Annotated in this window: 16 protein-coding genes; 5 read left to right on the top strand and 11 right to left on the bottom strand. The window is 70.3% G+C overall.

The window, feature by feature from the left end:
- Window positions 1-44: 44 nt before the first annotated feature.
- From ACFULQ_RS30680 to ACFULQ_RS30650, 7 genes are all read right to left on the bottom strand, one after another.
- Window positions 45-1250: an acyl-CoA dehydrogenase family protein gene (locus ACFULQ_RS30680; protein WP_383550159.1), complete on the bottom strand. Its 1206-nt coding sequence runs from the start codon at window positions 1248-1250 to the stop codon at window positions 45-47.
- A gap of 5 nt (window positions 1251-1255) precedes the next feature.
- Window positions 1256-1762, bottom strand: a complete 507-nt coding sequence (locus ACFULQ_RS30675; protein ID WP_356590282.1) for a MaoC family dehydratase — start codon at window positions 1760-1762, stop codon at window positions 1256-1258.
- Between the two features lie 5 nt (window positions 1763-1767).
- Window positions 1768-2727, bottom strand: coding sequence for a CoA ester lyase (locus ACFULQ_RS30670; protein ID WP_031475710.1), 960 nt, complete (start codon window positions 2725-2727; stop codon window positions 1768-1770).
- A complete protein-coding gene (locus tag ACFULQ_RS30665; protein ID WP_383550155.1) occupies window positions 2724-4772 on the bottom strand; it encodes a protein meaA in 2049 nt (682 codons plus the stop codon). The genes ACFULQ_RS30670 and ACFULQ_RS30665 overlap by 4 nt, the downstream gene beginning before the upstream one ends.
- A 17-nt stretch (window positions 4773-4789) precedes the next feature.
- Window positions 4790-6133 (bottom strand): crotonyl-CoA carboxylase/reductase, encoded by a 1344-nt coding sequence (gene ccrA / locus ACFULQ_RS30660; RefSeq protein ID WP_383550152.1) that lies wholly within the window; start codon window positions 6131-6133, stop codon window positions 4790-4792.
- 389 nt (window positions 6134-6522) lie between these two features.
- Window positions 6523-7335, bottom strand: a complete 813-nt coding sequence (locus tag ACFULQ_RS30655) for a TetR family transcriptional regulator (RefSeq protein WP_383550149.1) — start codon at window positions 7333-7335, stop codon at window positions 6523-6525.
- A 160-nt stretch (window positions 7336-7495) separates the two neighbouring features.
- On the bottom strand, window positions 7496-9301 hold the full coding sequence (locus tag ACFULQ_RS30650) for a 3-hydroxyacyl-CoA dehydrogenase family protein (protein ID WP_383550146.1): 1806 nt from the start codon (window positions 9299-9301) through the stop codon (window positions 7496-7498).
- A 377-nt stretch (window positions 9302-9678) separates the two neighbouring features.
- On the opposite strand from ACFULQ_RS30650, the gene ACFULQ_RS30645 reads away from it, so the two are divergent.
- Window positions 9679-10254 (top strand): adenylosuccinate lyase, encoded by a 576-nt coding sequence (locus ACFULQ_RS30645; RefSeq protein WP_383550143.1) that lies wholly within the window; start codon window positions 9679-9681, stop codon window positions 10252-10254.
- Between the two features lie 4 nt (window positions 10255-10258).
- Here ACFULQ_RS30645 and ACFULQ_RS30640 read toward each other — a convergent pair whose 3' ends face one another.
- From ACFULQ_RS30640 to ACFULQ_RS30625, 4 genes are all read right to left on the bottom strand, one after another.
- A complete protein-coding gene (locus ACFULQ_RS30640; RefSeq protein ID WP_383550140.1) occupies window positions 10259-10786 on the bottom strand; it encodes a GNAT family N-acetyltransferase in 528 nt (175 codons plus the stop codon).
- Window positions 10787-10826: 40 nt separating this feature from the next.
- On the bottom strand, window positions 10827-11225 hold the full coding sequence (locus ACFULQ_RS30635) for a RidA family protein (RefSeq protein ID WP_383550137.1): 399 nt from the start codon (window positions 11223-11225) through the stop codon (window positions 10827-10829).
- A gap of 56 nt (window positions 11226-11281) precedes the next feature.
- Window positions 11282-12850: an alpha/beta hydrolase gene (locus ACFULQ_RS30630; protein WP_383550134.1), complete on the bottom strand. Its 1569-nt coding sequence runs from the start codon at window positions 12848-12850 to the stop codon at window positions 11282-11284.
- A gap of 135 nt (window positions 12851-12985) precedes the next feature.
- Window positions 12986-14023 carry an Rv2578c family radical SAM protein gene (locus tag ACFULQ_RS30625; RefSeq protein ID WP_383550131.1) on the bottom strand — a complete coding sequence of 346 codons (1038 nt, stop codon included), beginning with the start codon at window positions 14021-14023 and terminating at the stop codon, window positions 12986-12988.
- A gap of 134 nt (window positions 14024-14157) precedes the next feature.
- Between ACFULQ_RS30625 and ACFULQ_RS30620 the strand changes: the two genes are divergently transcribed.
- The 4 genes from ACFULQ_RS30620 (at window position 14158) to ACFULQ_RS30605 (ending at window position 20570) form a co-directional block, all read left to right on the top strand.
- Complete coding sequence (locus ACFULQ_RS30620; protein ID WP_020133342.1) at window positions 14158-14601, top strand: SRPBCC family protein; 444 nt, start codon at window positions 14158-14160, stop codon at window positions 14599-14601.
- Window positions 14602-14749: 148 nt separating this feature from the next.
- The gene (locus ACFULQ_RS30615) at window positions 14750-17107 is read left to right on the top strand and encodes an MFS transporter (RefSeq protein ID WP_383550128.1); all 2358 of its coding nucleotides are present in this window, start codon (window positions 14750-14752) and stop codon (window positions 17105-17107) included.
- Window positions 17108-17239: 132 nt separating this feature from the next.
- Complete coding sequence (locus ACFULQ_RS30610) at window positions 17240-19708, top strand: SpoIIE family protein phosphatase (RefSeq protein ID WP_383550125.1); 2469 nt, start codon at window positions 17240-17242, stop codon at window positions 19706-19708.
- A gap of 136 nt (window positions 19709-19844) precedes the next feature.
- Window positions 19845-20570 (top strand): class I SAM-dependent methyltransferase, encoded by a 726-nt coding sequence (locus tag ACFULQ_RS30605; protein WP_383550122.1) that lies wholly within the window; start codon window positions 19845-19847, stop codon window positions 20568-20570.
- Window positions 20571-20575 lie beyond the last annotated feature (5 nt).

The raw sequence follows: 20575 nt of genomic DNA, 5'->3' as shown, positions 1-20575 counted from the left end.
GGGTGTGATCTTCTTCTCCAAGAAAACACCCCGTATCCGGACATCTAGCCTTGAGAACGATACTCTTCGAGCAGCCTGCGGCCGATGATCATTTTCTGGATCTCGGCGGTACCTTCACCGATCAGCAGCATCGGCGCCTCACGGTAGAGACGCTCGATCTCGTACTCCTTGGAGAAGCCGTAGCCGCCGTGGATCCGGAAGGCGTCTTCCACGACCTCCTTGCAGTATTCGGAGGCGAGGTACTTCGCCATCCCTGCCTCAAGGTCGTTTCGCTCCCCGGAGTCCTTTTTGCGTGCCGCGTTGACCATCATCGCATGCGCGGCCTCGACCTTGGTAGCCATCTCGGCCAGCTTGAACTGAATCGCCTGGTGCTGGGCGATCGGCTTGCCGAAAGTGTGGCGCTGCTGGGCGTACTGGACACCCAGTTCGAAGGCACGCTGAGCGACGCCGCAGCCACGCGCCGCCACATTCACGCGGCCCACTTCCACGCCGTCCATCATTTGGTAAAAACCTCGGCCGGTGGTCCCGCCGAGCACCCGATCGGCCGGAAGCCGCAGGCCATCCATGATCAGTTCGGTGGTGTCGACACCCTTGTAGCCCATCTTGTCGATCTTCCCGGGGATGGTGAGGCCGGGGCGGACCTCTCCGAAACCGGGCTCCTTCTCGATCAGGAAGGTCGTCATCGACTTGTGGGGTGCGGTGCCCTCGGGGTGTCCTTCATCACTTCGGACGAGAACGGCGACCAGACTTGACGTTCCGCCGTTCGTGAGCCACATCTTCTGCCCGTTCAGGACGTACTCGTCGCCGTCCTTGACCGCCTTCGACGTGATGGCGGACACATCCGAGCCCAGGCCCGGCTCCGACATCGAGAACGCGCCCCGGATGTCGCCGGCCGCCATCCTCGGCAGGAAGTGGTCCTTCTGCTCCTGCGTGCCGTGCTGCTTGAGCATGTACGCCACGATGAAGTGGGTGTTGATGATGCCGGACACCGACATCCACCCGCGGGCGATCTCCTCGACGCACAGCGCGTAGGTCAGGAGGGACTCGCCCAGACCGCCGTACTCCTCGGGGATCATCAGGCCGAACAGGCCCAACTCCTTGAGCCCGTCGACGATCTGCTGCGGGTACTCGTCGCGGTGCTCCAGCTCGGTCGCGACCGGGATGATCTCCTTGTCCACGAAGTCCCGGACGGTGGACAGGATCTCCTGCTGGATGTCCGTCAGACCGGCGGTCTGGGCGAGGCGTGCCATCGGGCTCAGCCCTCCTGAAGTTCCGGGCGGCCGGGCTGCTCGCCGCCGCGCTCCTTGATGTAGGTCTCGGTGGGCACCATGACCTTGCGGCGGAACACGCAGACCAGCGTGCCGTCCTGCTTGTAGCCCTTGGTCTCGACGTGGACGATCCCGCGGTCGTTCTTCGACTTGGAGGGCCACTTGTCGAGCACGGTCGTCTGGCCGTAGATCGTGTCCCCGTGGAAGGTCGGCGCCACGTGCTTGAGCGACTCGATCTCCAGGTTGGCGATCGCCTTGCCGGAGACGTCCGGCACCGACATGCCGAGCAGCAGGGAGTAGATGTAGTTCCCGACCACCACGTTCTTGCCGAAGTCGGTCGTCTTCTCGGCGTAGTTGACGTCCATGTGGAGCGGGTGGTGGTTCATGGTCAGGAGGCAGAAGAGGTGGTCGTCGTACTCGGTGACCGTCTTCCCGGGCCAGTGCTTGTAGACCGCGCCGACCTCGAACTCCTCGTAGGTGCGTCCGAACTGCATCGCGCTCAGGCCTCCGGGATCTCGAACTTGGAGGTGCGCTGCATGCCGGCCGCGCGCCCCTTGCCGGAGATGACCAGCGCCATCTTGCGGCTGGCCTCGTCGATCATCTCGTCGCCGAGCATCGCCGAGCCCTTCTTGCCGCCCGCCTCGGACGTGTAGTAGTCGTACGCGTCCAGGATCAGCTCGGCGTGGTCGTAGTCCTCCTGGGAGGGCGAGAAGATCTCGTTGGACGCCTCGACCTGGCCCGGGTGCAGCACCCACTTGCCGTCGAAACCGAGGGCCGCGGCGCGCTGGGCGACCTCGCGGTAGCCGTCGATGTTGCGGATCTGGAGGTAGGGGCCGTCGATCGCCTGGAGGTTGTTGGCGCGGGCCGCCATCAGGATCTTCATCAGGATGTAGTGGTAGGCGTCCGCCGGGTAGCCGGGCGGCTGCTCGCCCACGACCAGCGACTTCATGTTGATCGACGCCATGAAGTCGGCCGGGCCGAAGATGATCGTCTCGACGCGCTGGGACGCGGTCGCGATCTCGTTGACGTTGTTCAGGCCCTGCGCGTTCTCGATCTGCGCCTCGATGCCGATCTTGCCGACCTCGAAGCCCATCGTCTTCTCGATCTGCGTCAGCAGCAGGTCCAGGGCCACGATCTGCTCGGCCGTCTGCACCTTCGGCAGCATGATGCAGTCGAGGTTCTGGCCAGCGCCCTCCACGACCGTGACGACATCGCGGTACGTCCACTCGGTCGTCCAGTCGTTGACGCGCACGACCCTCGTCTTGCCGGTCCAGTCACCCTCGTTGAGGAACTTGACGATGGTGTGCCGCGCCTCGGGCTTGGCGAGCGGGGCGCACGCGTCCTCCAGGTCGAGGAAGACCTGGTCCGCCGGGAGGCCCTGCGCCTTCTCCAGGAAGCGGGGGTTGCTTCCCGGTACCGCGAGACACGAGCGGCGGGGACGCAGACGGTTGACGGTCATGCGGGGACCTCCAGGGGGTCGAGCTTGTTCGCTTTCCGGATCTCGTCGACGATGCGGCCGATGATGCCGGTGATGTCGAAGTCCTTCGGGGTGAAGACCGCGGCCACGCCGGCAGCCCTGAGCTGTTCGGCGTCTCCATTGGGGATGATCCCACCGGCGATGACGGGTACATCTGTGGCACCGGCCACACTGAGCCGCTCCAGCACGTCCGGAACGAGCTGGGCGTGCGAGCCGGACAGGATCGACAGCCCGACCGCGTGCACGTCCTCCGCGAGCGCCGCGTCCACTATCTGCTCGGGCGTCAGCCGGATGCCCTGGTAGACCACCTCGAAGCCGGCGTCACGCGCGCGTACCGCGATCTGCTCGGCGCCGTTGGAGTGCCCGTCCAGGCCCGGCTTGCCGACCAGGAAGCGCAGCTTGCCGACACCGAGGTCCTTCGCCGTGAGGTCCACCTTGCGGCGGACGTCGGCCATGGCCGAGCCCTCCTCCGCGGGGACCGCCACCGGCGCCGAGGAGACGCCCGTGGGCGCCCGGAACTCCCCGAACACCTCCCGCAGGGCCCCGGCCCACTCGCCGGTCGTGGCACCCGCGCGGGCGCACTCCAGGGTGGCCTCCATGAGGTTGCCGGTGCCGCGCGCGGCCTCCTTCAGCTTCTCCAGCGCCTTGCAGGGGCGCGGGTGGTTGAAGGGCGGCTGGTAGCGGGTGTCGCGCCAGTTCTGCAACGACTGGATGACCCGGGCCTCGACAGCTGGATCGACTGTCTGGATCGCTTGATCGAGATCCGCGGTCAGTGGATTGGGCTCGGTCGTGTTGAAGATGTTGACGCCCACGATCTTCTCTTGACCGGACTCGATACGGGCCCGCCGCTCGGCGTGCGAGGAGACGAGCTGCGACTTCAGATAGCCCGACTCGACGGCCGCCATCGCGCCGCCCATCTCCTGGATCCGCTCGATCTCCGCGAGCGACTCCTCGACGAGCCTGCTCACCTTCGCCTCGATGACGTGCGAGCCCTCGAAGATGTCCTCGTACTCCAGCAGGTCGCTCTCGTGGGCGAGGACCTGCTGGATGCGCAGCGACCACTGCTGGTCCCAGGGCCGGGGCAGCCCCAGCGCCTCGTTCCAGGCCGGCAGCTGCACTGCACGCGCGCGTGCGTCCTTGGAGAGCGTCACGGCCAGCATCTCCAGCACGATCCGCTGGACGTTGTTCTCCGGCTGCGCCTCGGTCAGCCCCAGGGAGTTGACCTGGACGCCGTACCGGAAGCGGCGGTGCTTGGGGTTCTCGATGCCGTAGCGCTCACGCGTGACCTGGTCCCAGATGCGGCCGAAGGCGCGCATCTTGCACATCTCCTCGATGAAGCGGACACCCGCGTTCACGAAGAAGGAGATACGGCCGACGACGTCGCCCATGCGCTCCTGCGGCACCTGGCCGGAGTCCCGGACGGCGTCCAGGACCGCGATGGCCGTGGACATCGCGTACGCGATCTCCTGGACCGGCGTGGCGCCCGCCTCCTGCAGGTGGTAGCTGCAGATGTTGATCGGGTTCCACTTCGGCATGTGGGAGACCGTGTACGCGATCATGTCCGTCGTCAGCCGGAGGCTCGGCCCCGGCGGGAAGACGTGCGTCCCGCGGGACAGGTACTCCTTGACGATGTCGTTCTGGGTCGTGCCCTGGAGCTGGGTGATGTCCGCACCCTGCTCCTCGGCGACGACCTGGTAGAGCGCCAGCAGCCACATGGCGGTGGCGTTGATCGTCATCGAGGTGTTCATCTGCTCCAGGGGGATGTCCTGGAACAGCCGGCGCATGTCACCGAGGTGCGCGATCGGCACGCCGACCCGGCCCACCTCGCCGCGGGCGAGGATGTGGTCGGAGTCGTAGCCGGTCTGGGTCGGCAGGTCGAAGGCGACCGACAGACCCGTCTGGCCCTTGGCGAGGTTGCGCCGGTACAGCTCGTTGGACGCCTCGGCCGTGGAGTGACCGGCGTACGTGCGCATGAGCCACGGCCGGTCCTTGTTCCGCACGCCTTCGGCGGGCTGACGCTCAGTCATCTATGACCCCGGGTGTCTCAGACGTTGCGGAAGCGGTTGATGGCGTCGATGTGCTGGGCGCGCTTCTCCTCGTCGCGCACGCCGAGACCCTCCTCGGGGGCGAGGCACAGCACGCCGACCTTGCCCTGGTGGAGGTTGCGGTGCACGTCGTAGGCCGCCTGGCCGGTCTCCTCCAGGGAGTAGACCTTCGACAGAGTGGGGTGGATCTTGCCCTTCGCGATGAGCCGGTTGGCCTCCCAGGCCTCGCGGTAGTTGGCGAAGTGCGAGCCGATGATCCGCTTCAGGGACATCCACAGATAGCGGTTGTCGTACTCGTGCATGTAGCCCGAGGTGGAGGCGCAGGTGGTGATGGTGCCGCCCTTGCGGGTGACGAACACGGAGGCGCCGAAGGTCTCGCGGCCCGGGTGCTCGAAGACGATGTCGATGTCCTCGCCGCCGGTGAGCTCACGGATGCGCTTGCCGAAGCGCTTCCACTCCTTGGGGTCCTGGGTCTGCTCGTCCTTCCAGAACTTGTAGCCCTCGGCGTTGCGGTCGATGATCGCCTCCGCGCCCATCGAGCGGCAGATGTCCGCCTTCTGGTCGCTGGAGACGACACAGATCGGGTTGGCGCCGCCGGCGAGGGCGAACTGCGTGGCGTACGACCCGAGTCCACCGCTCGCACCCCAGATCAGGACGTTGTCGCCCTGCTTCATGCCGGCGCCGTTGCGGGAGACGAGCTGCCGGTACGCGGTCGAGTTGACCAGGCCGGGGGCGGCGGCCTCCTCCCAGCTGAGGTGGTCCGGCTTGGGCATCAGCTGGTTCGACTTGACCAGCGCGACCTCCGCGAGGCCGCCGAAGTTGGTCTCGAAGCCCCAGATGCGCTGCTCCGGGTCGAGCATGGTGTCGTTGTGGCCGTCGCTCGACTCCATCTCGACGCTCAGGCAGTGCGCGACGACCTCGTCGCCGGGCTTCCAGGCGTTGACGCCGGGGCCGGTGCGCAGGACGACGCCCGCGAGGTCGGAGCCGATGATGTGGTACGGCAGGTCGTGGCGCTTGGCCAGGTCGTTGGTGCGGCCGTAGCGCTCCAGGAAGCCGAAGGTCGACAGCGGCTCGAAGATCGAGGTCCACACCGAGTTGTAGTTGACACTCGATGCCATGACGGCGACCAGGGCCTCGCCCGGGCCGAGTTCGGGCACCGGCACGTCGTCGAGGTGGATCGACTTGCGCGGGTCCTTGTCGCGGGAGTCGAGCCCCGCGAACATCTCCGTCTCGTCCTTGTGCACGGTGATCGCGCGGTACGACTCGGGGAGCGGCAGTGCGGCGAAGTCGGCCGGGGTCGAGTCCGGCGACTGGATCGCGTCCAGGATGTCCTTCACGGTCACGGTGTTGCCTCCGGCGAATGGCGTCTTGAGGGGAGACGCTGAGGGTTACGTCGGTGCCGTCGGTTCGGCGGTCATGCTGTTCGGCAGCGCTTTGTGGCGCGGGAGGTTGCCTGTGACGCAGGCGTCCGGGCGGGCAGGTCGATGACTTGCTGGGACAGCCGGCGTACGAAAGGTCTCTGCACGCCGGCCGCCCGGACACCCTCAACGTAAGACACCGCGTGCCACCGTGCAAGGCACTGAGTGCCAGAGATTGCTCTCAGATGAAATCTTTACGTAACAAATGAGCGATGATCGATCGAACGGCCGTTGAAAGGTGCCCGAAAAGGGTCTCTGACATGGCAAAACGGCCACCCCGAAGGGTGGCCGTCGTCACAGCGGCGAAGAACCGTTCAGCGTTCCTTGAGCGCCTGTTCGATGGTGCGCATGACCTCGTCCAGCGGTGCGTCGGTGCGGGCGAGGGCGACCAGGACCTCGCCCTGGGTGGAGACCGTCGCGGCGGTCGCCGGCTGGGCGCTCGTGGTGCGGCCCGCCCCGATGCCCGTCCCGAAGGTCTTCCGCACGATCGCGAAGGCGTGGTCCAGCTGTGCCTCCACGTCCCCCTGCCCCCCGGCCCGCAGCCACCGCCGCAGCACGTGGTTGTGGGCCGTGACCACGGCGGACGCGGCGACCTCGGCCAGCAGGGGGTCGTCGTTCGCGTCGTCGTCATGGGCGTGCTCGTCGAAGTGCCCGAGCAGATAGCGCGTGAACAGCCGCTCGTAGCGGGCCACCGACGCGATCTCCGCCTCCCGCAGCGTCGGCACCTCGCGTGTCAGCTTGTAGCGGGCGACCGAGATCTCCGGCCGGGCCGCGTACATCTTCATGACTTCCTTGATGCCGCGGCACACCGTGTCGAGCGGATGCTCGTGCGCCGGGGCCGCGTTGAGCACCGCCTCCGCGCGGATCAGGGTGTCGTCGTGGTCGGGGAAGATCGCCTCTTCCTTGGAACGGAAGTGGCGGAAGAAGGTGCGGCGCGCGACCCCGGCCGCGGCCGCGATCTCGTCGACGGTGGTCGCCTCGTACCCCTTGGTGGAGAACAGCTCCATCGCGGCGGCCGCCAGTTCGCGGCGCATCTTGAGCCGCTGGGCGGCCGCGCGACTGCCGGCGGCACTCTCCGGTGCGTCGGGAGTGGCTGGTGTACGGGACGACTTGGCGGGCTGGGGCATGCCCCGAACGTACTGCATGTATGCAGGTTGGTGCGCGTGTCCGGGGTTTGTCCCGCCCCGGGCCGACGAGGAGCCGCCCGCCCAGGGCGGCGGGGGATGACCCCCGGGGTCGAGCAGCCCGCCCCAGTCCTCCCCGCCGCCGAACCAGTCGCCGGCCTGCTCAGCGGCGGGCATATTCGCGGAAGCCACGGCCGGTCTTGCGGCCGAGGCAGCCCGCGGCCACCAGGTGCTCCAGGAGCGGGGCCGGGGCCAGGCCCGGGTCGCGGAACTCCCGGTGCAGGACCTTCTCGATCGCGAGCGAGACATCGAGCCCGACGACGTCCAGGAGCTCGAAGGGCCCCATCGGGTAGCCGCCGCCCAGCTTCATCGCCGCGTCGATGTCGTCGAGCGACGCGTAGTGCTCCTGCACCATCTTGATCGCGTTGTTGAGGTAGGGGAACAGCAGGGCGTTCACGATGAAGCCCGCCCGGTCCCCGCAGTCCACCGCGTGCTTCTTGATCCGGACGCAGACCTCGCGGACCGTCGCGTGGACGTCCTCGGCCGTCAGGACCGTGCGGACGACCTCGACCAGCTTCATCGCGGGCGCCGGGTTGAAGAAGTGCATGCCGATCACGTCCTGCGGGCGCGAGGTGGCGCGGGCGCAGGCGACGACGGGCAGCGAGGAGGTCGTGGTGGCCAGGACCGCGCCCGGCTTGCAGACCTTGTCCAGCGCGGCGAACAGCTGCTGCTTGATCTCCAGGTCCTCGGCGACGGCCTCGACGGCCAGGTCGACGTCCGCGAAGGACTCGTAGGAGCCCGCCGGGGTGATCCGGTCCAGGGTCTGGGCGGCCGCCTCGGCGGTCATCCGGCCCTTGTCGACGGAGCGCGAAAGCGACTTGCCGATACGGGCCTTGGCGGTCTGCGCCTTCTCCTCGCTGCGGGCGGCGAGGACGACCTCGTAGCCGGCCTTGGCGAAGACCTCGGCGATCCCGGAGGCCATGGTCCCGGAACCGGCGACCCCGACCGAGCGGATCTCGCGGCCCGCGGCCTTCTCGGAGCTCTCCAGGGGCGTCAGCGCGTCCCGCACGACCGTCGCGCCGCCCGGGGCCTCATACGTGTAGAAACCGCGTCCCGACTTACGGCCGGTCAGACCCGCCTCGCTGAGCTGCTTGAGGATCGGCGCGGGGGCGTGCAGCCGGTCGTGGGACTCGGCGTACATGGCCTCCAGGACCGTGCGCGCGGTGTCGATGCCGATCAGGTCCAGCAGGGCCAGGGGGCCCATCGGCAGACCGCAGCCGAGCCGCATCGCCGCGTCGATGTCCTCGCGGGAGGCGTACTTCGCCTCGTACATCGCGGCCGCCTGGTTGAGGTAGCCGAACAGCAGCCCGTCCGCCACGAATCCGGGCCGGTCGCCGACCGCGACGGGCTCCTTGCCGAGGTCGAGGGCGAGGTCGGTGACCGCGGTGACGGCCGCCGGGGCGGTGAGCACCGAGGAGACGACCTCGACCAGCTTCATCGCGGGCGCCGGGTTGAAGAAGTGCAGACCCAGGACGCGTTCCGGGCGGGCCGAGTCGGCGGCCAGGCGGGTCACGGACAGGGCGTTGGTGCCGGTCGCGAGGATCGTCTCCGGGCGCACGATCCCGTCCAGCTCACGGAAGATCTGGTGCTTGATCTCGTACGACTCCGGAGCCACCTCGATGACGAGGTCGGCGTCGGCCGCCGCACGCAGGTCGGTGGAGGTGCGGACACGGGCGAGGGCGTCCGCGCGCTCCTGCTCGGTGAGCCGGCCGCGCTCCACGGCACGGGCGGTCGCGGTCTCCAGGGCGGCGAGGGCCTTGGCGGCCTGCGCCTCGCTGATGTCGATGCCGACGACCTCGCGGCCGGCCCGGGCGAGGACCTCGGCGATGCCGGTGCCCATGGTGCCGAGGCCGACGACGGCGATCGTCCGGAGCGGGGACAGGGAGGGGTCGGACAGGGGAGTGGCCATCGCGGAACTCCAGGAATGAGGGTGACGACTGGGAGCGCGACCCGGTACGCCTAGGGCGCACCGGGTGCGTTGAGGAACTGCGGAATGCGGGTGTTCCGGGCTGCTGGCGCACACGCCCGGGCCGTCGTCGCGGGCACTGCACAGGCCCGGAGGACGGGGGAAGCCGACCGGCCCTGTCCCCAGGCCGGGTCGTACTGGTGGTACCCGAGGTACCGAACCGACTGCGCTCGCGGCGGCTGCGTCACCAGGCCACCGCAAGGAGTTCCGCGAGTGGGTAACTCGCTCGTCTGAGCTTAACCGGTGGGTAACGAGCGCGCCAGCCCCCGGATTTGTGATGTACGTCCCGCGCCTCGGGCGGGCCCCCTAACCTCGGGTTCATGGACGAGGAGTTGCGATCGCTCACGGAGCGCTTACGGCAGGAGGCGGGCGCGTCGGCCGCCCTGGACCGACTGGTGGCGACCGAGGACCTCGACGAGCTGGCCGGAGTGCTCACCGCGCCCGGACAGCCGCTGTGGGCCCGGGAACTGGCCGCGTTCCGGCTCGGACTGGCCGGGGACCGCCGGGCCTTCGAGGCGCTCGTCCTGCTGCTCAACCACCGCGACCCGCCGCGCTGTGCCGCCGCCGCGTACGCGCTGGCCCGCCTGGGAGACCCGCGCACCGCCCGCGCGGCCGCCGCCCTCGCCACCAATGAACTCCGGGTCGCCTACGCCCTGCACCCGGTCCGGCTGCTCGCCCAACTGCGCGCCCCCGAGTCGGTGCCCGCGCTGATCACCACGCTGGAACGCCGGCTGCGCCCGCACGACCCGTACCGGCGGGTGGCGCTCGCCTGCGTGGAGGGCCTCGGCACCCTGGCCGACACCCGGGCCAGACCGGTGCTGAACGAGGCCCTGGCGCATCCGGCGCTGGCGGAGGCGGCGGTGCATGCGCTGGCGCGGATCCCTCGCCCCAGGTGAGGTGTCAGAGGGACAGGTCCTTCGTGTACCGCACCTCCGGTACGGGGACCCCGTCCACCTCATAGGGCTCCTCGGTGCCGTCGGCCCGAAAGCCGTGGCGTTCGTAGAAGCGTCGGGCGCGGGTGTTGCCCTCGAGGACCCACAGGAGCATGCGGGGGTGTCCGGCGGTCGTGCAGCGGCGTACGGACTCTCGGAGCAGGGCGTGCCCGACGCCGCCGCGGAAGCGCTGGGCGTCCACATAGATCGCGTACAACTCGGCGTCCTCGGTGCGCAGTTCACCATCGCGGTACGGGCCGTGGCAGGCCCAGCCGAGGATCTCGCCGTCCTGCTCGGCGACGAGGTCCACCGCGCTGCCCCCGCCCTGCCGGAACCGGGCACGGCGGCGCTCGGCGTCCTGCGTCACGCTGAGCGCGTCGAGGAACGGCTGTGGCATGAGACCCCGGTACGCGCTCTGCCAACCCCGGATCCGGATCTCCGAGACACGGTCGCAGTCGGCGAGGGTCATCTCGCGGATGAGGAGAGGGTCGTCCATGACCGCACCCTAGGCGCGCCCGCCCTCCCCGGCCCCCGAATTATCCGGCCAGCACCGCGAACGCCTCGACCTCCATCAGGAACTCCGGCCGCACCAGCCCCGCCACCCGCACCGCCGAGGCCGCCGGCAGGCGGTCGTCGGGTATGTGCTCGGCGCGGGCCGCCCGCAGGGCCGGCATGGCGGCCAGGTCCGTGACGAAGTAGGTGAGCTTGACGACGTCGTCGAAGGTTGCCCCGGCGGCGGCGAGGCAGCGGCGGAGGTTCTCGAAGACCTGGCGGGCCTGGGCCCCGGGATCCCCCTCGCCGACCAGCCTGCCGTCCTCGTCGAGCGGCACCTGGCCGGAGATCGCGACGAAACGGCCGCGGCCCAGCACCACGTGGGAGTACTGGGCCGCGGGGGCGACCCCGTCGGGGGCGGGGATCCTGGTCAGCTCGCTCATGGGTCCATGGTGGACCACGCCACTGACAACGCCGTCCCCGACGGAGCGTCAGGCGCTCAGCCGCGGAAGCCGAGCAGCCCGTGCAGTGCCGCGCCCCGCGAGGACGTCGACGCCGCCTTGGCGGTCAGCGGCTTCGGGTCGGGCAGTGCCTTGCACACCGCGTCGGCCTCGCCGTGACCGCGCGGCACCCTGCCGTCGGTCAGATACGCGGCCAGGTACTTGTCCAGGCACGCGTTGCCGCTCAGCGTGATGCCGTGGTTCCCGCCGCCCTGCTCGACGACGAGGCTGGAGCCGGCCAGCAGGCGGTGGACGGTCGCGCCGCCCTGGTACGGGGTGGCCGCGTCGTTCGTCGCCTGGAAGAGCAGCGTCGGCGGCAGCTTGCCGTTGGCGACGTTCACCGGCTTCAGCGAGTCCGTCGGCCAGAACGCGCACGGCGCGTTGTACCAGGCGTTGCTCCAGGCCATGAACGGCGCCTTCTCGTACACGTCCCAGTTGTCCTTCTGCCACTGCCGCCAGTCGCGCGGCCAGGAGGCGTCACGGCACTGCACCGAGGTGTAGATGCTGTAGCCGTTGTCACCGGAGGCGTCCACGGCGGCGAAGTTCTCGTACGCCTCCACCAGCGGGTCGGCGTTCTTCTTGTTCACGTACGCCGAGAACGCTTCGGCCAGATAGGGCCAGTAGCCGTTGTAGTAGCCGCCCGGGATGAAGGTGTCCTCCAGCTCGGAGGCGCCCACCTTGCCGCCCGCGGGCTTCTTGGCGAGGGCCGCCCGCATGGCGTACCACTTGGCCTCGATCCGCTCCGGGTCGGTGCCGAGCTTGTACGTGGAGTCGTACTTCGCGATCCAGGCCATCAGGGCGCGGTGCCGGTCGTTGAAGGCGTAGTCCTGGCCGAGGTTGTCCTCGTACCAGACGCCGGTCGGGTCCACGATCGAGTCGAGGACCAGGCGGCGCACCTGGTGCGGGAAGAGCTTGGCGTAGACCGCTCCCAGATAGGTGCCGTACGAGTAGCCGAAGTAGTTGATCCGCCGGGCGCCGAGCGCCTGCCGGATGGAGTCCATGTCGCGTACGGCGTCGAGGGTGTTGATGTACGGCAGCACACTCGCGTACTTGCGGCCGCACGCGGCGGCGAAGGCCTTGACGCGCTTGAGGTTGGCCTTCTCGATCGCGGGGGTGCTCGGCACGGAGTCCGGGCGCACCGGGTTGAAGTAGCCCGGATCGCAGTCGAGGGCGGGTTTGCTCCGGCCGACGCCGCGCGGGTCGAAGCCGATGACGTCGTACTGGGCCGCGACCGCCTTGGGCAGGCTCCCGGCGACGAACCCGGCGAGGGTCAGACCGCTGCCGCCGGGGCCGCCGGGGTTGACCAGCAGCGGTCCCTGGTACTTCTTCGCGGTGTGCGGGACGCGGGACAGCGCGAGGGTGATCTGCCGCCCGTGCGGGTTCGCGTGGTCGAGCGGCACCTTGAGGGACGCGCACTGGAGCGTCGGGTAGTCGGTGGTGCCGCACTTCTTCCAGGTGAGCCGGGCGGTCTGCGGGGGCTGTGGGGTGCCGGCCTCGGCGGGGACCGCGGTGAAGGTCCCGGCCACGACGACCGCGGCGCCGCACAGCACGGCTGCGCGTTTTCTCATGAAGTCCTCCCAGGACGGAGGGTTTCGGGCCGCGAGGGTCACGGTCCACGCGGCATCGTCCCGGAAAGCCCGCCCGGAAGAACGTGTTCTGGCAATACTTGACCCGATTGGGCCGAATGATGCGCTCGAACGCTCTCAGATCAACGTGAGTTGGGTCGGTTCGGACACCGGCTCGACCTCGGGTTCCGGCTCCCGGATCCGCCGCGGCATCCCCGCGCCCGCGGGACCGATGCCGTACTCCTGGGCCAGCTCGTGGACCTGACGGGTGATCCGGCGCTGGTACCACTTCGGGGCGTAGGCGCCGTCCGCGTAGAGCCGCTCATATCGGCGTACCAGGTACGGGTGCTCCCGGTTCAGCCAGGCCATGAACCACTCCCTGGCGCCCGGCCGCAGGTGCAGCACCAGCGGGGTGACCGAGGTGGCCCCCGCGGCGGCGATCGCGCGCACGGTGGCCCGCAGCTGTGCCGGACTGTCGCCCAGGAACGGGATCACCGGCGCCATCAGCACCCCGCACCCGATGCCGTGCTCGCCCAGGGTCCGTACGACGTCCAGGCGCCGCTCCGGCGCCGGGGTGCCCGGCTCCACGGTCCGCCACAGCTCGCGGTCGGTGAAGCCGACCGAGACCGAGATGCCGACGTCCGTCACCTCGGCCGCCTGCTTGAGCACGTCCAGGTCGCGCAGGATCAGCGTGCCCTTGGTCAGGATCGAGAAGGGGTTGGCGTGGTCGCGCAGGGCGCCGAGGATGCCCGGCATCAGCCGGTAGCGGCCCTCCGCGCGCTGGTAGCAGTCCACGTTGGTGCCCATGGCTATGTGATCGCCCGTCCAGCGGCGCGAGCCCAGCTGGCGGCGCAGCAGCTCGGGCGCGTTCACCTTGACCACGATCTGCGAGTCGAAGCCGAGGCCGGTGTCCAGGTCCAGATAGCTGTGGGTCTTGCGGGCGAAGCAGTACACGCACGCGTGTGTGCAGCCCCGGTAGGGGTTGACCGTCCACTCGAAGGGCATGCGGGAGGCGCCCGGCACCCGGTTGATGATCGAGCGGGCCCGGATCTCGTGGAACGTGATCCCGGCGAACTCGGGTGTGTCGAAGGTACGGCTGACCACCGCGTCGGCGCCGAACAGGGCGGCGTCGGCCCGTCCGTGTTCCGTGGACTCGGTGAGGTTCTCCCAGCGCATGAGGCCTCCTCGGTAGCACTGCCCTTCGAGTGAAACACTTGTTCGATTTTCTGTGCAACCCCGATTTGGGAGGCCGTGGGCCGGGGTGGTTGGCTTGCCCCGACCCCGAGAACTTGAAGTCCTGGAGGAAGTCGATGGCGCAGGTCGAGGCCACTACGGAGCGGATCGTCGCGGCGGACGCGGAGAAGGTGTTCGACGCCGTCGCCGACTACAGCGGCACCCGCGGCAAGGTGCTGCCCGAGCAGTTCAGCGAGTACGAGGTGCGCGAGGGCGGCGACGGCGAGGGCACCCTCGTCCACTGGAAGCTCCAGGCCACCAGCAAGCGGATCCGGGACTGCCTCCTGGAGGTCACCGAGCCCACCGACGGCGAGCTCGTCGAGAAGGACCGCAACTCCTCCATGGTCACCACCTGGCGGGTCACCCCGGCCGGCGAGGGCAAGTCCCGCGTCGTCGTGACCACCACCTGGGACGGCGCCGGCGGCATCGGCGGCTTCTTCGAGAAGACCTTCGCGCCCAAGGGCCTCGGCAGGATCTACGACGCCCTCCTCGACCGGCTCGCCGCCGAGGTCGAGAAGTAAGTTCCCCGCGCCCGGCGGATGTTGATCTCGGTCACCGGATCGAGTGGATCTCCGGCCGGCGCACTGATCTGTCGTAACTCGTCGCGCTTGTTCGTAGTTGTCGCTCAAAGCGGGAATTGCGTGACAGGCGTGACGAGGGGAGCGGCAGGTGGGCGTGACGACTCCGGCGTACGAGGAACGGGTCGAAGCGCCCCCGGCGGCTCCGGTCCCGGCCGTCGAACTCGGGCCGCGCCGGGTGCGGTTGGTCTTCTTCGGACTGATGCTCGCGCTGCTCCTCGCGGCGCTGGAGCAGATGATCGTCGCCACCGCGCTCCCGAGGATCGTCGGTGAGCTGCACGGCCTGGACCGCATGTCCTGGGCGATCACCGCCTACCTGCTCACCGCCACCGTCGGACTGCCGGTCTACGGCAAGCTCGGCGACCTGCTCGGCCGCAAGGGCCTCTTCCAGTTCGCGATCGTGGTCTTCGTCATCGGCTCGGCGCTCGCCGGACGGGCCGCCACGATGGACCAGCTGATCGCCTTCCGCGCGGTCCAGGGCGTCGGCGCGGGCGGCCTCATGATCGGTGTGCAGGCGATCATCGCCGACATCGTGCCGCCCCGGCGCCGCGGTCGCTTCATGGGCCTGATCGGCGCCGCCTTCGGACTCGCCTCCGTCGCCGGCCCGCTGCTCGGCGGCTACTTCACCGACCACCTCTCCTGGCGCTGGTGCTTCTACGTCAACGTGCCCTTCGGCCTGGTCACCCTCGCCGTCGTCACCGCCGTCCTCAGGCTCCCGAGGCCCACCGCCAGGCCCCGCTTCGACGTCCTCGGCACGCTCCTGCTCGCCACCGCCTCCACCTGCCTTGTCCTGCTGACCAGTTGGGGCGGCACCGAGTACGCCTGGGACTCCCGGGTCGTCCTCGGACTCGGCGCCGGAGCGGCCGCCTCCGCGGCGCTCTTCCTCGTGGCCGAGCACTTCGCCGTCGAACCCCTCATCCCGCTCCGGCTGTTCAGGGACTCCGTCTTCAACGTCACCGGCCTGGTGGGCCTGGTGATCGGCGTCGCGCTCTTCGGTGCGGCCGGCTATCTGCCGACCTTCCTCCAGATGGTCGACGGCGTGAGCGCCACCGAGTCCGGGCTGCTGATGCTGCCCATGATGGCCGGAATCGTGGGCGCCTCCGTCGTCTGCGGACAGCTCATCAGCCACACCGGCCGCTACAAGATCTGGCCCGTCCTCGGCAGTGCCCTCTCCGCCCTCGGCATGTGGCTGCTGTCCCACCTCGAAGCCGACACACCCCGGCTGCACTACAGCCTCTGGACGGCCGTGCTCGGCGCCGGGATCGGCATGGTGATGCCGGTGCTGGTCCTCGCCGTGCAGAACTCGGTCCGCCCCGCCGACCTCGGCACCGCCACCAGCGCCAACAACTACTTCCGGCAGATCGGCGGCAGCGTCGGAGCGGCGGTCTTCGGCACCCTCTTCGCCCACCGGCTCGCCGACGCGCTCACCGGTGAACTGCCCACCGGCACCGGGCTGCCCGACCCCGAGTCCCTCACCCCGCAGCTCGTCCACGCCCTGCCCCCGGCGCTGCGCGACGGCTACATCCGGGCCTACGCCGACGCGATGCCGAGGATCTTCCTCTACCTGGTGCCGGTCCTCGTCCTCGGCCTGCTCATCGCCTTCTTCCTCAAGGAGAAACCGCTGATGCCGCACCACGCCCCCGAGGTGGAGACCACCCCGGTCCCGCAGGCGCGCTCGCCCCACTCCGACCGCCTTCCCGTGCACGGCACCGTCCGGCACTCCGACGGGACCGCCGTGCCGGGGGCCGCCCTCACCCTCATCGACATGGCCGGGGCGCAGATCGGGCGGGGCGCCGGTGGCGAGGACGGGCGGTACGGGCTGTCGGCGCCGGCAGCGGGGTCGTACGTCCTGATCGCCGCCGCCGGCGGCCACCAGCCGCAGGCGGTCTCGGTGACCGTCGGCGAGCGGCCGGTCGAACTCGACATCGTGCTCGGCGGCGCCGCCGGCCGGCTGACGGGCCGGGTGCGGACCGCCGACGGCACCCCCGTGCCCGACGCCGCCGTCACCCTCACCGACGCGCGCGGCGAGGTCGTCGCCACCACCCGCAGCGGGCCCGAGGGCACCTATGTCGTCACCGAACTGCCCGCCGGGGAGTACACCCTGGCCGCCGGCGCGTCCGGGTTCCGCCCCGCCGCGCTCCCCGTCACCCTGCGGGCCGCCCGGGAGACCCGCCAGGACGTCGAGCTCACGGGCGGGGCCCTGCTGCGCGGCACCGTGCGGGCCGGCGGGGGACGGCCCGTCGAGGACGCGCGCGTGACGCTCCTCGACGCGGCCGGCAATGTCGTGGACACCCTCACCACCGGGCCCGACGGCACCTTCCGCTTCGCCGACCTCGCCGCCGGCGAGTACACCGTGATCGCCGCCGGATATCCGCCGGTCGCCACCGTCCTGCGGATGGCCGGAGGGGGCCACCTGGAACGGGACGTCCAGCTGGGGCACGAGGACTGACGGGACGTCAGCGCGGGGGCGCGCGCCGGGGTGAGCGGACCGGACCAATTCCCGCATTGCCGCACACCGTGACCGACCGGCGCCGTACGGTGGAGCAGGCGGCACAGATCTTGCGGAGAGAGGGCCAGGGCCATGGACCGTGGCACCGAGAGGGGCGCACCTCCCAGCCGCGGAGCTGGGAACGGCGCGGCGGACGGCCACGCCGCGGCCGGACGTGTCCCGCTGGCCGTGGTCGTGGTGGACCGCGTCGGTCTGGTGTCCCACTGGAGCCGGGGCGCGGGGCGCCTGTTCGGCGTGACCAAGGAGCAGGCCATCGGCCGCCCGGCCGCCGACCTGCTGCCCGTCTCCGGAGCGCTTCCCGACGCCGAGGACCGGCGCAGCTACGGCGGGTACGCGGCCTACGACGGACTGGGACCCGACCTGGAGTCGTCCCTCGACGGCGGCCTGTCCTACCCGGCCGCGGGCCGCGCCCGCCTCACCGTCCAGGGGGCGGACCGCGCCGACGTGCTGTGGTGGGCCTACCCCCTGGTGGGCCCCGGCGAGGAGCGGCTGCTGGTCCTCGCCGCCGACGCGGACGGACTCCACCAGGACCTCGACCTGGACGACGGCGCCGTGGCCGTCGAGCGGATCGCGCCCGCCTTCGCCCTGCACACCGACTTCCCCGGCGCCGACGAACTGGCCCGCCGGCTCCCCGAGATCCTGCCGAGCATGAGCGTCGGCGAAAGCGCCCGCATCGTCGCGCAGATCCTCGAACTGGGCTATCCGGTGCTGGAGTTCAGCCAGAACGACCGGGTGCCCGTCACCCCCGACTGGGGCGTGCCCCGGCGCGCCGAGCGCAAGGCCCGCCGCGAGCGGGCGGCCAGGGCGGTCGCGGAAGGCCTGCCCCTGCCGCAGGACCAGCTGGACGAGGGCGAGGACCTCGAGTACGTCGCCGTGCGTGAGCGCCTGGAGTTCCTCAACGAGGTCAGCGGGAAGATCGGCACCTCCCTCGACCTGTCCCGCACCATCGTCGAGGTCAGCAAGGCGGTCGTGCCCCGCTTCACCGACGTCGCCGGCACCTATCTGCGCGAACAGGTCGTGGCCGGCGAGGGCTTCCCCGACGGCGTGCCGGACACGACCACCATGTGGCACCGGGTGGCCCTCGAACACACCGACGAACCCGGCCGCTGGGACGACGTGGTGCCGGTCGGCGAGGCCATGCCGTTCCCCGCGCACACCCCGTTCTTCCAGTGCATGACCAGCGGCGAGCCGGTCCTGGTGCCGCGCATCAGCGAGCAGATGGGCCACGCCATCGCCTCGCAGTTCGAGAAGCGGGACATCCGGCCGCTGATCACCGGCCGCTCCATGCTCGTCGTCCCGCTCAAGGCCCGCAATGTGGTCCTCGGGTTCATGATCCTGCTACGGCACCCCGAGCGCGTCGAGTTCAACGACATGGACCGGGTCACCGGCGCCGAACTCGCCGCCCGCGCGGGCCTCGTGCTCGACAACGCGCGCATGTACACCTTCCAGGAGTCCGTCGCCGAGACCCTCCAGGACAGCATGCTGCCGCACATCCCGCCGCGCATGGCGGGCTGCGACATCGCCACCCGCTATCTCCCGGGCACCCTCCTCGGACGCGTCGGCGGCGACTGGTTCGACTCCGTCAAGCTGCCCGGCGCGCGCACCGCCCTGGTCGTCGGCGACGTCATGGGGCACGGGCTCAACTCGGCCGCGATGATGGGCCAGTTGCGCACGGCCGTCCAGACCATGGCCGCGCTCGACCTGCCGCCCGCCCAGCTGCTGCGCAACCTCGACGACCTCGCCCAGCGGCTCGGGGACAGCTACCTCGCGACCTGCCTCTACGCCGTCTACGACCCGATCGCGAGCGAGCTGGCGATCGCCAACGCGGGACACATCCCGCCGGTGGTCGTGCGGGCCTCGGACGGGCGCAGCGAGCTGCTCGACCTGCCCACCGGTGCGCCCATCGGCGTCGGCGGGGTGCCCTTCGAGGCGGTACGCGTGCGCGTGGAGCCCGGTGACCGGCTGCTGATGTGCACCGACGGTCTGGTGGAGGTGCGCGGCGAGGACATCGGGGTGGGGCTCGCCACGCTCACCGAGTCCGCGGCGCATCCGGCCGCCTCCATGGACGACGCCTGCGACGCGATCATCCGGGCGCTGAACACCCGCGGCGGGCGCAAGGACGACGTGGCGCTGCTGATGGCCCGGCTCAACGGCATCGCACCGGACGACGTCGCCGAGTGGCGGTTCCCGCTCGATCCCGCCGAGGTGGGACGGGCCCGGGCCGTGGTGCGGGAGCAGCTCCATGACTGGGGGCTGGCGAAACTGGCCGACGGCGCCGAGCTGATGGTGAGCGAGCTGGTCACCAATGCCGTACGGCACTCCCATCGGCACCCCGTCGAGCTGCGGTTGGTGCGCGGGGACACACTGCTGTGCGAGGTGGACGACGACGACCACGACCTGCCCAACCTGCTCAGTGCCGGGCCGGCCGACGAGCAGGGGCGGGGACTGCGGGTGGTGAGCACCCTGGCGCGTGAGTGGGGTGCGAGCCGGACGAAGGCGGGGAAGACCGTGTGGTTCGAACTGACCCTGCCACGCCGCTGATCGGTCCGGGGGGCGCGCGTTTCTCGAACGCACAGTGAAGGAATGCGCCATGCGCTTGTTCGCGTGACCCCGGCGCGATACACCGTACTGGCCCGCCAAGTGTGGCGGGTTTGTGTCACATCCTGGGGAGTTGGGCATGAGCGTGACGGGTCGGTACCGGGAGTCCTGGGAGGGGTTCTGGCGGGAGGCTCCGGGGCGGCAGGGGGCTGTTTTCTGGGACGCGGAGCCGGTGTTGACCTCCGGGGTCCATCTCGCCCACTTCGAGCCGCTGCTGATCGATCCAGGGCTGCCGCTCGTGGACCTGGGCTGCGGGAACGGCACACAGAGCCGCTTTCTCGCCGCCCACTTCACCCGGGTGATCGGGGTCGACCTGTCGGCCGCGGCCCTGGACCGCGCGCGGGACGCCGATCCCGGTGAGCAGGTGACCTACCGGCAGCTGGACGCCTCGGACAAGGGCGAGCAGGAGAGCCTGCACGCCGAACTCGGGGACACCAACGTGTACATGCGGGGCGTGCTGCACCAGGCCGCCCCCGAGGACCGCCAGCAGATGGTGGACGGGATCGCCACCCTCGTCGGGGAGCGCGGCAGGGCCTTCCTCGTCGAGCTGTCCGAGGCCGCCAAGCCCGTTCTCGTCGGACTCGCGCAGAGCGCCGACGGGCCGCCCGCCAAGCTGGCACCCGTCTTCCAGCACGGCATCGCGCCCGGCGAGGTGGCCGACGACGCGGTGCCCGTGTACCTCGGGGCGGCCGGGCTGACGATCGTGGCGAGCGGTCAACTGCCCCTGATCACCACGGAGTACCGGGCCGACGGCACCCGGATCGAGCTGCCCTCGAAGTGGTGGGTGGTGGGGCGCGACGCGTGACAGCG

The organism is Streptomyces sp. NPDC057253 (assembly GCF_042669125.1).
Lineage (GTDB): Bacteria > Actinomycetota > Actinomycetes > Streptomycetales > Streptomycetaceae > Streptomyces.
The sequence above is the reverse complement of the archived record's forward strand: the minus strand, read 5'-3'. Positions and strand labels throughout refer to the sequence as shown.

Coding starts and splice junctions, on each gene's coding strand:
- ACFULQ_RS30635 (WP_383550137.1), bottom strand. CDS start 11,225: ATGAGCGAGCTGACCAGGATCCCCGCCCCCGACGGGGTCGCCCCCGCG.
- ACFULQ_RS30645 (WP_383550143.1), top strand. CDS start 9,679: ATGGACGAGGAGTTGCGATCGCTCACGGAGCGCTTACGGCAGGAGGCG.
- ACFULQ_RS30640 (WP_383550140.1), bottom strand. CDS start 10,786: ATGGACGACCCTCTCCTCATCCGCGAGATGACCCTCGCCGACTGCGAC.
- ACFULQ_RS30605 (WP_383550122.1), top strand. CDS start 19,845: ATGAGCGTGACGGGTCGGTACCGGGAGTCCTGGGAGGGGTTCTGGCGG.
- ACFULQ_RS30675 (WP_356590282.1), bottom strand. CDS start 1,762: ATGCAGTTCGGACGCACCTACGAGGAGTTCGAGGTCGGCGCGGTCTAC.
- ACFULQ_RS30625 (WP_383550131.1), bottom strand. CDS start 14,023: ATGCGCTGGGAGAACCTCACCGAGTCCACGGAACACGGACGGGCCGAC.
- ACFULQ_RS30620 (WP_020133342.1), top strand. CDS start 14,158: ATGGCGCAGGTCGAGGCCACTACGGAGCGGATCGTCGCGGCGGACGCG.
- ACFULQ_RS30610 (WP_383550125.1), top strand. CDS start 17,240: ATGGACCGTGGCACCGAGAGGGGCGCACCTCCCAGCCGCGGAGCTGGG.
- ACFULQ_RS30655 (WP_383550149.1), bottom strand. CDS start 7,335: ATGCCCCAGCCCGCCAAGTCGTCCCGTACACCAGCCACTCCCGACGCA.
- ACFULQ_RS30630 (WP_383550134.1), bottom strand. CDS start 12,850: ATGAGAAAACGCGCAGCCGTGCTGTGCGGCGCCGCGGTCGTCGTGGCC.
- ACFULQ_RS30665 (WP_383550155.1), bottom strand. CDS start 4,772: ATGACTGAGCGTCAGCCCGCCGAAGGCGTGCGGAACAAGGACCGGCCG.
- ACFULQ_RS30650 (WP_383550146.1), bottom strand. CDS start 9,301: ATGGCCACTCCCCTGTCCGACCCCTCCCTGTCCCCGCTCCGGACGATC.
- ACFULQ_RS30680 (WP_383550159.1), bottom strand. CDS start 1,250: ATGGCACGCCTCGCCCAGACCGCCGGTCTGACGGACATCCAGCAGGAG.
- ACFULQ_RS30670 (WP_031475710.1), bottom strand. CDS start 2,727: ATGACCGTCAACCGTCTGCGTCCCCGCCGCTCGTGTCTCGCGGTACCG.